At 69.1% G+C, this 11,795-nt stretch carries 11 protein-coding genes; 7 read left to right on the forward strand and 4 right to left on the reverse strand.

Going from position 1 to position 11,795, the window contains the following annotated elements; all coding sequences use genetic code 11:
* Positions 1-21: 21 nt before the first annotated feature.
* On the reverse strand, positions 22-1,026 hold the full coding sequence (locus tag AC1M14_RS10015) for a tripartite tricarboxylate transporter substrate binding protein (protein ID WP_102772828.1): 1,005 nt from the start codon (positions 1,024-1,026) through the stop codon (positions 22-24).
* 201 nt (positions 1,027-1,227) lie between these two features.
* On the opposite strand from AC1M14_RS10015, the gene AC1M14_RS10020 reads away from it, so the two are divergent.
* The 6 genes from AC1M14_RS10020 to garL all read left to right on the forward strand — a co-directional run bounded on the left by AC1M14_RS10020 (position 1,228) and on the right by garL (position 7,801).
* Complete coding sequence (locus AC1M14_RS10020) at positions 1,228-2,157, forward strand: dihydrodipicolinate synthase family protein (protein ID WP_102772192.1); 930 nt, start codon at positions 1,228-1,230, stop codon at positions 2,155-2,157.
* 150 nt (positions 2,158-2,307) lie between these two features.
* Entirely contained in the window at positions 2,308-3,012 is a 705-nt protein-coding gene (locus AC1M14_RS10025; protein ID WP_168202142.1) for a FadR/GntR family transcriptional regulator, read from the forward strand.
* A 134-nt stretch (positions 3,013-3,146) separates the two neighbouring features.
* Positions 3,147-4,175 carry an Ldh family oxidoreductase gene (locus AC1M14_RS10030; RefSeq protein ID WP_246842416.1) on the forward strand — a complete coding sequence of 343 codons (1,029 nt, stop codon included), beginning with the start codon at positions 3,147-3,149 and terminating at the stop codon, positions 4,173-4,175.
* 47 nt (positions 4,176-4,222) lie between these two features.
* Positions 4,223-5,968 (forward strand): L-arabinonate dehydratase, encoded by a 1,746-nt coding sequence (gene araD, locus AC1M14_RS10035; protein ID WP_102772189.1) that lies wholly within the window; start codon positions 4,223-4,225, stop codon positions 5,966-5,968.
* Between the two features lie 29 nt (positions 5,969-5,997).
* Positions 5,998-6,999, forward strand: a complete 1,002-nt coding sequence (locus AC1M14_RS10040; RefSeq protein ID WP_479731508.1) for a tripartite tricarboxylate transporter substrate binding protein — start codon at positions 5,998-6,000, stop codon at positions 6,997-6,999.
* Between the two features lie 34 nt (positions 7,000-7,033).
* Positions 7,034-7,801, forward strand: a complete 768-nt coding sequence (gene garL, locus AC1M14_RS10045) for a 2-dehydro-3-deoxyglucarate aldolase (protein WP_102772187.1) — start codon at positions 7,034-7,036, stop codon at positions 7,799-7,801.
* On the opposite strand, the gene lysA is transcribed toward garL, so the two are convergent.
* On the reverse strand, positions 7,794-9,032 hold the full coding sequence (lysA, locus tag AC1M14_RS10050) for a diaminopimelate decarboxylase (RefSeq protein ID WP_479731509.1): 1,239 nt from the start codon (positions 9,030-9,032) through the stop codon (positions 7,794-7,796). The genes garL and lysA overlap by 8 nt on opposite strands.
* 114 nt (positions 9,033-9,146) lie before the next feature.
* On the opposite strand from lysA, the gene AC1M14_RS10055 reads away from it, so the two are divergent.
* A complete protein-coding gene (locus AC1M14_RS10055) occupies positions 9,147-10,073 on the forward strand; it encodes a LysR family transcriptional regulator (protein ID WP_479731510.1) in 927 nt (308 codons plus the stop codon).
* A gap of 93 nt (positions 10,074-10,166) precedes the next feature.
* Here the strand turns inward: AC1M14_RS10055 and rpsT are convergent, their stop codons facing one another.
* Positions 10,167-10,430, reverse strand: a complete 264-nt coding sequence (rpsT, locus tag AC1M14_RS10060) for a 30S ribosomal protein S20 (RefSeq protein WP_102772827.1) — start codon at positions 10,428-10,430, stop codon at positions 10,167-10,169.
* A gap of 223 nt (positions 10,431-10,653) precedes the next feature.
* Positions 10,654-11,625 carry a FecR domain-containing protein gene (locus tag AC1M14_RS10065; RefSeq protein WP_479731511.1) on the reverse strand — a complete coding sequence of 324 codons (972 nt, stop codon included), beginning with the start codon at positions 11,623-11,625 and terminating at the stop codon, positions 10,654-10,656.
* Positions 11,626-11,795 lie beyond the last annotated feature (170 nt).

Raw genomic sequence — 11,795 nt, forward strand, 5'->3', positions numbered from 1 at the left:
CGGGCCCGGATCGGCGCCGGGTCAATCGACCTTGGCGCCGGATTTCTTCACGACTTCAGCCCATTTGGCGGTCTCCTGCGCCATGAACTGCTTGAACTGGGCGGGGGTGTTGCCCGACGGCGTGGCGCCCTGCGCCTGCAACTGGGCGCGCACGTTCGGCTGCTGCAGCGCGGCGGCCACGTCGCGCTGGATCTTGTCGACCACCGCGGCCGGCGTGCCGGCCGGCGCCAGCAGGCCGAACCAGCTGGAGGCGTCGTAGCCGGCCACGCCGGCCTCGGCCATGGTGGGCACGTCGGGCAGGGCGGGCGAGCGCTGGGCGCTGGTCACGGCCAGCGGGCGCAGCTTGCCGCTCTTCAGAAAGCCCATGGACGAAGGCAGGTTGTCGAAGATCAGGTCGGCCGAGCCGGCCATCACGTCGGTCAGCGCGGGGCTGCTGCCCTTGTAGGGCACGTGCGTCATGCGCGTGCCGGTCATGCTCTGGAACAGTTCGCCCGACAGGTGGGTGGAGGTGCCGTTGCCGGTGGAGGCCATGTTGACGCTGCCGGGATTGGCCTTGAGGTACTTGATGAGGTCGGCGACGTTGCGGATGCCGTGGCGGTCGGCGAAGGCGGGATTCAGTTCGAGGATGTTGGGCACCGGGATGACCAGCGTCACCGGCACGAAGTCCTTGACCGGATCGTAGGGCAGCTTGGCGTAGACGGACTGGTTGATCGCGTGCGTGCTGACCGTGCCCATCAGCAGCGTGTAGCCGTCGGGCGCGGCGCGCGCGGCCTCGGCCGTGCCCACGTTGCCGCCGGCGCCGGCCTTGTTGTCCACCACCACGGGCTTGTTCCAGGTCTTGCCGAGTTCGGCGGCGACCACGCGCGCGGCGATGTCGGTGGTGCCGCCCGCGGGGAAGGGCACCACGATCCTGACTTCGCGTTCGGGGTAGTCGGCCAGGGCCGGCGCTGCCGGCACGGCGGCGGCCAGGACCGCGGCAAACAGGGCGGCCGTGACGGACCGGCCTCGCGCAAGGGCTGCATGCATGGAATTCATCTCCTCGGTGTGCGCGTGGCCGCGCATCGTTGATGGGGTATTCCGCCCCTGGCATGGCCCGAGGCTACAAGCCGCGGGACGCCCGCGTTGATGCTGCCGGTCTACTTGTAAAACAAATATATGTATTGAGCTTATGGTTGTCAACCAAGTATACTTTTTTCACCTTAATCCGACCCAGCCAGGAGCCCGTCCATGAAAACTTCCCCGGTCACCGCGCAGGACTTGCAGCGTTCGGTCATCGCCGTGCCGCCGCTGGCGCGCCACGACGACCTGTCCCTGAACGTGGAGGCCAACCAGGCCCTGCTCGGCCACCTGGAAGCCGGCGGGGTGCGCAACGTGATGTACGGCGGCAACGCCAATTTCTACAACGTGGGCGTGGGCGAGTACGCGCGCATCGTCGACATGCTGGCTGGCATGGCCGGCCCCGACACCTGGATACTGCCTTCGGTCGGCCCCGACTACGGCAAGATGATGGACCAGGCGGCGATCCTGCGCTCGCGCGCGTTTCCCACCGCCATGCTGCTGCCCATGGCCTTTCCCTACACCGACGCGGGGCTGGCCGACGGCGTGCGCCGCTTCACCGACGCGCTGGGCAAGCCCGCGGTCATCTATCTCAAGTCGGCCGACTACCTGGCGCCGGCCACCGCCGCGCGCCTGATCGAAGAAGGCCGCATCGTGGCGTTCAAGTACGCCGTGGTGCGCGAAGACCCGTCGCGCGACGCCTATCTGTCGGCGCTGCTGCAGGCCGTGGACACGCGCTGGGTCGTCAGCGGTATCGGCGAACGTCCGGCCATCGTGCATTACCGCGACTTCGGCCTGAAGAGCTTCACCTCGGGGTCGGTCTGCGTGGCGCCGCGCGGCTCGATGCGCCTGCTGCACCTGCTGCGCGACGGCCGCTACGATGAGGCCGAGGCGGTGCGCGCGAAGTACTTGCCGCTGGAAGACTGCCGCGACGGCATCAGCCCGATCCGGGTGCTGCACGATGCGGTGACGCTGTCCGGCGTGGCCGACATGGGGCCGATGCTGCCGCTGCTGACCGGCCTGTCCGAAGCCGAGCGCGAGCGCGTGGCGCCGGCGGCGCGCGAGCTGGCCGCCTGGGACCGGCAGGCCGCCGCGGCCTGACCCTGTGCGCGCGGCCGGACGCGGCTGCGCGCACAGGCGGTACGATGTGCGCTGTTTCGCCCCCAGCATCGAGGTAAATCCGTGGCCCGACCCAAAGCATCATCCCAGCCCGCGCCGCAGGCGCCCGCCGAGCCGGACGCGCACGGCGCGCTGGTGCTGGAGCGCGGCCACCGGGTGCGGCTGGCCGACCAGCTGTACGGGCAGATCTTCGAACAGATCGTGTCCGGCGGGCTGAACGTCGGCGACAAGCTGCCGTCGGAAAACGAGATATCCGAACGCTTCGGGGTGTCGCGCCCGGTGGTGCGCGAGGCGCTGCTGCGCCTGCGCGCCGACGGCCTGATCACCGCGCACCAGGGGCTGGGCACCTTCGTCAGCCATCAGCCCGCGCCGCGCCTGAAGACCTTCAACGACGTGCAGAACGTCAGCGCCTATCTGCGCGCCCAGGAGGTGCGGGTCGCGCTGGAAGGCGACGCCGCGCGCCTGGCCGCGCTGCGCCGCACGGACGAACAGCTCAAGAAGATCGAGGACGCGCACGCTGCCTTCGCCGACGCGCTGTCGCGCGGGCAGGTCTCGGCCGAGGCCGACCTGGCGTTCCATGCCAGCATCGCCGAGGCCAGCGGCAACGATTTCTACCTGGGCGTGCTGGAGAGCATCCACGAATCCATCAGCGGCTTCATGCGCCTGACCCTGAACCTGACCCGCACCGGCTCGCGCCAGCGCGCGCAGCGCGTGGTGGACGAGCACGCCGCCATCCTCGACGCCGTGCGCGAACAGGACAGCGAGCGCGCCCGCGTTGCGATGCAGTTCCACCTGGGCCAGGCGCGTCACCGGCTGGTGGACCGGGACCGGGACTGAACCCGCCGTCCGGCCCGCCCTGACCATAACGACGACAGGAGACCAAGCGAGTGCGAGGCAAGGAAGCGACAGTGACGGACGTGCCGGTGGAGCAGGTCCGGGCGCAGATCCTGCAGGTGCTGCAGGCATGGGGCATGGCGCCGGACCTGGCGGCCACCACCGCCGAGCTGATGGCCGGCACCGACCTGCTCGGGGTCGATTCGCACGGCATTTCGATGCTGCCCGCGTATGAAGACAAATGGCGCGCCGGCACGCTGCGCCTGGATGCGCGGGCGCGCATCGTGCGCGACGGCGGGGCCAGCGCGCTGATCGACGGCATGGGCGGGCTGGGCTATCCGGCCGCCGCGCTGGCCATGAACCTGGCGGTGGACAAGGCCCTGGAACACGGCGTGGGCGCGGTGTCGGTCTGCAACTCGCATCACTTCGGCGCCGCCGGCATCTATGCGCGCATCGCGGTCGAGCGCGGCGCGGTCGGGCTGGTGGCCAGCAGCGCCAACGGCATCATCATGGTGCCCACGCGCGGGGCCATGCCCATGCTGGGCACCAATCCCATCGCCTTCGGCGCGCCGGCCGCCTATCACGAGCCCTTCGTGCTGGACATGGCCACCACCACGGTCGCGGCCAACAAGGTCAAGGTCTACGACTTCCTGGACAAGCCGCTGCCGCCGGGCTGGGCCGTAGACGGTCAGGGCGAGCCCGTGACCGACGCCGGCGCCGCCATGCAGTTCATCTTCGACCGCCCCGACGGCGGGCTGACGCCGCTGGGCGGCACGGCCGCCATGAGCAGCCACAAGGGCTACGGCCTGGCGATGATGGCGCAGATCCTGGGCGGCACGCTCAGCGGCAGCGCGCTGGCGGTGCGCCGCGCGCCCACGCGCCGTCCCGGCGAGCCGGACGACGTGGGGCATTTCTTCCTGGCGCTGAATCCGGACGCGTTCCGCGCGGCCGGTTCGTTCGAGTCCGACATGGACGAACTGATCGATACCATGCACGATACGCCAGCTGCCCGGCCCGACGAGCCCGTGCTGGTCGCCGGCGAGCCCGAGGCCGCCGAGCGCGCGCGCCGGCTGCGCCAGGGCATTCCGATTCCCGCCGCGCTGGCCGAACGCCTGCGCGGCATATGCGTACGCGCGGGCGTGCCCTATCTGCTGGACGGCGCCTGACTTCTTTTATTCCTATAACCCTAGCCAAAGCGCAGAGGAACCGAGACATGAGCAATTCAGACAAGCGCAAGAAGCCCGAGGAGCTGCGCAGCCACCGCTGGTATGGCGTGCGGGACCTGCGGTCCTTCGGCCACCGTTCGCGCACCGCGCAGATGGGCTACCACCGCTCCGACTATGCGGGCAAGCCGGTCATCGCCATCATCAATACCTGGAGCGACATCAACCCCTGCCACAGCCACTTCAAGCAGCGTGTGGAAGAGGTCAAGCGCGGCATCTGGCAGGCCGGCGGCTTCCCGGTGGAAATGCCGGCCATGAGCCTGTCCGAGCCGTTCCAGAAGCCCACCACCATGCTCTACCGCAACCTGCTGGCGATGGAAACGGAAGAGCTGCTGCGCTCCTATCCGGCCGACGGCTGTGTGCTGATGGGCGGCTGCGACAAGACCACGCCCGCGCTCATCATGGGCGCGATCTCCATGAACCTGCCCACCATCTTCATGCCGGCCGGCCCCATGCTGCGCGGCAACTGGAACGGCAACACCCTGGGCTCGGGCTCCGACACCTGGAAATACTGGGCCGAGCTGCGCGCCGGCAACATCACCGAGGAAGACTGGCAGGGCGTGGAGGACGGCATCGCGCGTTCGCCGGGCCATTGCATGACCATGGGCACCGCTTCCACCATGACGGGCGCGGTCGAGGCGCTGGGCCTGTGCCTGTCGGGCGCGTCCTCGATCCCGGCGCCGGATTCGCGCCACGCGCAGATGGCCAGCCTGACCGGCAAGCGCATCGTGGAAATGGTGTGGGAGGACCTGAAGCCTTCCGACCTGCTGACCGCCGCGTCCTACGACAACGCGGTGCGCACGGTGCTGGCCCTGTCCGGCTCGACCAACTCCGTGGTGCACCTGATCGCGATGGCGCGGCGCAGCGGCTTCGACCTCGATCTGGACCGCTTCGACCACCTGGCCCGCACCACGCCGGTGCTGGCCAATCTGCGTCCTGCCGGCAAGTACCTGATGGAAGATTTCTACTACGCGGGCGGCCTGCGCGCGATGCTGGTGCAGCTGGGCGACCTGCTCGACACCGCCCAGCGCACGGTCGACGGCCGCACGCTGGGCGAGAACATCGCCGGCGCGCGCATCTTCAACGAGGACGTGATCCGCACGCGCGAGCAGGCGCTGATCGAGCGCGACGGGCTGGCGGTGCTGCGCGGCAACCTGGCGCCGGACGGCGCGGTGATCAAGCCGCCGGCCATGGAGGAGCGGCTGCAGGTGCACACCGGCCGCGCGGTGGTGTTCAAGGATTACAACGACATGGCCGCGCGCATCGACGATCCCGAACTGGACGTGGACGCCGACAGCGTGATCGTGCTGCAGAACGCCGGCCCGCAGGGCGCGCCCGGCATGCCGGAATGGGGCCAGCTGCCGATCCCGCAAAAGCTGTTGAAGCAGGGCGTGCGCGACATGGTGCGGATTTCCGACGCGCGCATGAGCGGCACCAGCTACGGCGCCTGCGTGCTGCACGTGGCGCCCGAGGCCTATGTCGGCGGCCCGCTGGCGCTGGTGCGCGACGGCGACCGCATTTCGCTGGACGTGCCCGCGCGGCGCCTGGAACTGCTGGTGCCCGAGGCCGAGCTGGCCGCGCGCCGCGCCGCCTGGCAGGCGCCGCCGCCGCGCTTCGAGCGTGGCTATGGCGTGCTCTACCTGAAGCACATCGGCCAGGCCGACACCGGCTGCGATTTCGATTTTCTTCAGACCGAAACGCGCGCTGCGGCCGCGGGCGAGCCTGAAATTCACTGACCCGGACACCGGGCACCGAGGAGACAAGCATGGGACATAACAATCACCGGGCGCGCAGACGCCTGATCACCCTGGCCGCGGCGGCGGCCGGCGCGCTGGCTTTGCTGCCGGTGGCGGCGACGGCGCAGGGCGAGGCCTGGCCCGCCAGGCAATTGAAGCTGGTGGTGCCTTTCCCGGCCGGCGGCAGCACCGATTCGGTGGGCCGGCTGCTGGCCGCGGAGCTGTCCAAGGAGCTGGGGCAGACCGTGGTGGTCGAGAACAAGGGCGGGGCCAACGGCAACATCGGCTCCGACATGGTGGCCAAGGCGCCGGCCGACGGCTACACGCTGCTCCTGTCCGGCGTGGGCTCCAACGCCATCAGCTATTCGGTCTACAAGAACATGCCGTACCGCAACAGCGACTTCGCGCATATTTCGCTGCTGGCCACCGGCCCCAATGTGCTGGTGGCCAACAACGAGTTCCCCGGCAAGACCTTCGCCGAATTCATCAAGCTCACGCGCGAGAATCCCGGCAAGTACACGCACGCCAGTTCCGGCAGCGGCTCGTCCGGCCACCTGGCGATGGAAATGCTGGAGCAGGACGCCAAGATCGACCTGGTGCACGTGCCCTACAAGGGCGGCGCGGCGGCCATCACCGACATGATCGGCGGGCGCGTGTCGGTGATGTTCCTCAACCAGGACACGCTGCTGCCGCAGGTCCGGTCGGGCAAGCTGCGCGCGCTGGCCGTGGCCAGCGCCAAGCGCAATCCCGCCTATCCCGACACGCCCACGGTGGCCGAATCGGGCTATCCGGGCTTTTCGGCCGAGTCCTGGTTCGGCCTGTCCGCGCCGGCCAACACGCCGCCGGCCGTGATCCAGAAGCTGAACCAGGCGACCGTCAAGGCCTTGTCCTCGGCCGAGATCCGGCAGAAGCTGGAGAGCGTGGGCTTCGTGGTGGTGGCCGACGATCCCAAGTCGTTCTCGGCCTTCGTCGAGGCCGAGATCGCCAAATGGGGCAAGGCGGCCAAGGCCTCCGGCGCCAAGCTCGATTGAGCGGACATTCATTTTTTCTGACGAAAAGGCAGCAATGAATTCACCCTTACCCAACCGCTTCCGCCAGCGCATCCTGGCCCGCGAGCGGCTCATCGGCTTCTGGATGAGCATGTCCAGCCACATCACCGCGGAACTCGCGGGGCTGGCGGACTTCGACTGGCTGCTGCTGGACGGCGAGCACTCTCCCAACGAGGTGCCGATGTTCCTGCAGCAGCTGCAGGCCCTGCAGGGCAGCGCCAGCGCCGCGGTGGGCCGGCCGTCCTGGAACGATCCGGTCGAGATCAAGCGGCTGCTCGACATCGGCTTCTACAACCTGCTGATTCCGTTCATCGAGTCCGCCGAGGACGCGCGCCGGGCGGTGGCCGCCACGCGCTATCCGCCGCAGGGCATGCGCGGCGTGGCGGGCATGCAGCGCAGCAACCGGTATGGCACGGTGCCGGACTACCTGCAAACGGTCAACGACAACATCTGCGTGCTGCTGCAGATCGAAAGCCGCCCCGGCATCGAGGCGGTCGACGAGATCGCGGCGGTCGAGGGCGTGGACGGCGTGTTCATCGGCCCGTCCGACCTGGCCGCCGCGCTGGGCCACCTGGGCAATCCCGGCCATCCGGAGGTCCAGGAAGTCATCCGCCACCTGTACCAGCGCGTCAGCGCCCGGGGCAAGGCGGTGGGCATTCTGGCGCCGGTCCAGGCCGACGCCAGGCGCTACCTGGACATGGGCATGCACTTCGTGGCCGTGGGCACCGACCTGGGCGTGTTCAAGCAGGCCACCTTCGCCCTGCGCGAGGCCTTTCTCAAGTAGGCGTTTCTTCCAGCGCCAGCAGCTCGGCGACGGTCTGGCGGCGGCGGATGAGCCGCGCCTGGCCGCCGTCGAGCAGCACCTCGGGCGCCAGCGGCCGGCTGTTGTAGTTCGACGACATCGACGAACCGTAGGCGCCGGCGCTGTGGAACACCAGGAAATCGCCGATGCGCGGGCGCGGCAGCAGCTGGTCGGAGACCACGCCGCCGGCATCCTGCGTGAACACGTCGCCCGATTCGCACAGCGGGCCGGCCACCGCGATGCGGACGGCCGGCGACTCCGGGGTCTGGCCGTCCGGCGCGTGCACCGAAATGCGGTGATAGCTGCCGTACATGGCCGGGCGCATCAAGTCGTTGAAGCCCGCGTCCACCAGCGCGAAATCGCGCTCGGGGCGGCGGTTGATCGAATGCACCTCGGCCACCAGCGCGCCGGCCTCGGCCACCAGGAAGCGGCCGGGTTCGATCTCCAGACGCACCGGATGGCCCAGGCGTTCGGCGATGCGCCGGCGCGCCGCGTCCCATTGCTGGAAATAGTGGTCGCAGTCGATGCGCGGCTCGCCGTCGCGGTACGGAATCGACAGGCCGCCGCCGGCGGAAATGGCTTCGATGTCATGGTCCAGCGAGGCCACCACGTCGACCATGGCGTTGCACACGCTGGACAGGTGGGCGTAGTCCACGCCCGAGCCGATGTGCATGTGGATGCCGACCAGCTTCAGGCCGTGGCGGCGCACGATGGCCATGGCCTGCGCCAGGTCGCCGATCCAGATGCCGTGCTTGCTTTGCGGGCCGCCGGTGTTGGTCTTGTTGCTGTGGCCGTGGCCGAAGCCGGGGTTGATGCGCAGCCACACGCGATGGCCCGGCGCGGCCTGGCCGACGCGGTCCAGCATGTCCAGCGAACCGGCGTTGACCGTGATGCCGTGCTTGAGCACGGCGGCCAGCGTGGCGTGGTCGATCAGGTCGGCGGTGAAGACGATGCCTTCGGGCTCGCCACGGGGCTGGAAGCCGGCCGCCAGGCTGCGTTCGATCTCGCCCAGCGAGACCGCGTCCACCACCGCGCCTTCGGCCCGCATCAGGCGCAGGATGTGCAGGTTCGAGCAGGCTTTCTGCGCATAGCGGATGGTGTCGAAGTGGCGCAGCTGCGCGATGCGTTCGCGGATGACGGCGGCGTCGTAGACCCATAGCGGCGTGCCGTGTTCGGCGGCGAGTCGGGTGAGTTGGCGCGGATCGAAAGCCATGGCGGGCGTAAACCTCAAGCGGAATGTGAAACCAGGCGGCATGATGCCCGTCTTCGGTCATCCAGTAAAATGCTTTGATTTCGTGGATCGATTCATTCTGGATATGAGCAAGGCATGCTGACGCATCGGCATATCGAAGTCTTCCGCGCGGTGATGATCGCCGGCGGCGTGACCAAGGCGGCCGAGCTGCTGGGTTCGTCCCAGCCCACCGTGAGCCGCGAACTGGCGCGCCTGGAGCGCGCCGTAGGCTTTGCGCTGTTCCAGCGGGTGGCGGGGCGCCTGCGGCCCACCATGCCGGGCCTGGCGCTGTATGACGAGGTGCGCCAGTCCTATGCCGGCCTGGAGCGGGTGGCCTCGGCCGCGGCGCGCCTGCGCGCGTTCAAGGGCGGGCAGCTGTCGCTCATCGCCTTGCCGGCGTTCTCGCATTCCATTCTGCCCGATGCGTTCCGGCGCTTTCACGAGCGCCACGACGGCGTGAGCCTGACGGTGGAGACGCAGGAGTCGCCGCTGCTGGAGGAATGGCTGAGCGCCCAGCGCTACGACCTGGGCCTGACCGAGCACGACGCGGCGCCGGCCGGCACGCGGGTGGAACTGCTGCTGCAGGTCGACGAGGTCTGCGCGCTGCCCGACGGGCATCCGCTGCTGGCGCGGCCGCGCATCGCGCTGGCCGACTTCGAGGGTCAGGCCTTCGTCAGCCTGTCCTCGACCGATCCCTACCGCATCCAGATCGACGAGGCCTTCGCCGCGGCCGGCGTGCTGCGCCGCTCCATCGTGGAGACGCCCACGGCGGTCTCGGTCTGCACCTTCGTGCGCGAGGGGCTGGGCGCGGCCATCGTCAATCCGCTGACCGCGCTGGATTTCGCCGGGCGCGGCCTGCACATCCGGCCGCTGGCGCATTCGTTTCCGTTCCGGGTCAACGTGGTGTTCCCGGAGCACCGGCCGGGTAATCCGCTGGTCGGCGCGTTCATGGCCTCGCTGCGCGAGGCGGCCGCGGCGATCGAGGCGCGCCTGGGGTCCAGCCTGGAGGCCAGCCTGCGATAGGGGCGGGCGCCGGACGCAAAAAAGGATGCCCGCGGGCATCCTTTTTCATTTGCCGTATTCGTGACGCCCCGTAGGCCGGGGCGGCAGAATGGCTTAGGCCAGCGCCTTGATGGCGGCAGCCAGGCGGCTCTTGTGGCGAGCGGCCTTGTTCTTGTGGATGATGTTCTTGTCGGCCACGCGATCGATCACGCTCGAGGCCTTACGGAACACTTCGCCTGCCGCAGCCTTGTCGCCAGCGGCAATGGATTGGCGAACGCGCTTAATCGCGGTGCGCAGCATCGAGCGCAGGCTGGAGTTGTGCTTGTTGCGCTCAACGGATTGGCGAGCGCGCTTGCGGGCTTGGGCGGTATTGGCCATGTTGCTATATAAGTTGAATTCGGCAAAGTCGAACATTGTAGCAAGTCCCGGAGGGAATGCAAGCTTTTAATGTCAAGTCTGCCGATGGAGCGCCCGTCAACCGGGCGGGGGGCGCTGCGAGCGAAGTCCCGGGGAGGAACCGCGGCGCCTACTGGATAAAAACACTGTGATGAGTATACAACGAAGCGCCCGGCTGCGGCGCGGCGGGAACGGGCGGGCGTTGTCAGGCTGCGACGTTGATGGACACGAACCAGGGCGTGAAACGGCGCACGTTGATGGGCATCATGTCCCTGAGCGTGTCGAGCGCGGCGTCGGTGTCGTCCAGCGGGAAGTGGCCCGAGACGGGCAGGCCGCCGGCGGCCATGGACACGCGCAGCGTGCCGCTGCGATACGGGCGCAGCGCCGCGATCACTTCGGCCAGCGGGCGGCCGCGGGCCTCGACCCAGCCGGCTTCCCAGGCCGCCTCGGCCATGAGCTCGGCGCGCGGGGTATCCATGCGGGAGGCGTCGAAACGGGCGCCGGTGCCGGCGCGCACGGTGCCGTGGGCCCCGGACATGGTTTCGACCTCGACCTCGTGCTCGTGCACCACCACCAGCGTGCGCTGGGCCTGCTGCCGCACCATGTAGCGCGTGCCCAGGGCGCGCACCGTGCCCTGCGCCGTGTGCACGAGGAAGGGGCGGCGCGCGTCGGGCGCCACCGACACCGTGACGGCGCCGTCCAGCAGGTGCACCTGGCGGTAGGCGGGCGTGAAATCGAGATTGACCCGGCTGCGCGCGTCCAGCAGCAGCTGGCTGCCGTCGGACAGCACGTAGCGGCGGCGTTCGCCGGTGGCGGTCGCGGCGTCGGCCGCGACATTGCCCAGCGGATAGAAGGCGTTGCCCACATAGGCCGCACAGGCGCCGGTGCCGGCGAGCGCAAGCGCGCCGGCCAGGAAACGGCGGCGCGGCGGCGCGATGGGAGCGGGGGGCGGCACAAGCAGGGCCGGCGCGGCGGCCTGGCCGGCGCTGGCGTAGCCGGCCGGATAGGCGTCGCCGAGCCGGCCGAGCGACGACCCTTCGAGCGTGCCCGTCAGTTGCTGCCAGGCAGTCTCGTGGGCCGGATCGGCCGCGCGCCAGGCCAGGAAATCGCTGTAGTCCTGCGCCGTCGCCTGGCCTGAGCGCAACAGCAGCAGCCAGTTGATGACCTGGTCCGCCATGGGTTGTCCTTGGGCGTACTTCACTTCATGTCCCGCATGAGGTCCCTGGGGTTCCGTTCGATGGCAATTTGTAAATAATAAAGGTTTTTTACCAAAGATTACCGGTAGCTTGTCAATTCTTGACGGGACTAATGCAAAAAAAGCCGGTGCTCGACCGGCTTTTTGTGGAG

The sequence above is a fragment of the Achromobacter sp. SX5 genome (assembly GCF_056711425.1).

What these genes read in the sequence shown, in the direction of transcription:
- AC1M14_RS10015 (WP_102772828.1), bottom strand. Translation starts at nt 1,026, where the DNA reads ATGCATGCAGCCCTTGCGCGAGGCCGGTCCGTCACGGCCGCCCTGTTT.
- AC1M14_RS10020 (WP_102772192.1), top strand. Translation starts at nt 1,228, where the DNA reads ATGAAAACTTCCCCGGTCACCGCGCAGGACTTGCAGCGTTCGGTCATC.
- AC1M14_RS10030 (WP_246842416.1), top strand. Translation starts at nt 3,147, where the DNA reads ATGGCGCCGGACCTGGCGGCCACCACCGCCGAGCTGATGGCCGGCACC.
- araD (WP_102772189.1), top strand. Translation starts at nt 4,223, where the DNA reads ATGAGCAATTCAGACAAGCGCAAGAAGCCCGAGGAGCTGCGCAGCCAC.
- AC1M14_RS10040 (WP_479731508.1), top strand. Translation starts at nt 5,998, where the DNA reads ATGGGACATAACAATCACCGGGCGCGCAGACGCCTGATCACCCTGGCC.
- garL (WP_102772187.1), top strand. Translation starts at nt 7,034, where the DNA reads ATGAATTCACCCTTACCCAACCGCTTCCGCCAGCGCATCCTGGCCCGC.
- lysA (WP_479731509.1), bottom strand. Translation starts at nt 9,032, where the DNA reads ATGGCTTTCGATCCGCGCCAACTCACCCGACTCGCCGCCGAACACGGC.
- AC1M14_RS10055 (WP_479731510.1), top strand. Translation starts at nt 9,147, where the DNA reads ATGCTGACGCATCGGCATATCGAAGTCTTCCGCGCGGTGATGATCGCC.
- rpsT (WP_102772827.1), bottom strand. Translation starts at nt 10,430, where the DNA reads ATGGCCAATACCGCCCAAGCCCGCAAGCGCGCTCGCCAATCCGTTGAG.
- AC1M14_RS10065 (WP_479731511.1), bottom strand. Translation starts at nt 11,625, where the DNA reads ATGGCGGACCAGGTCATCAACTGGCTGCTGCTGTTGCGCTCAGGCCAG.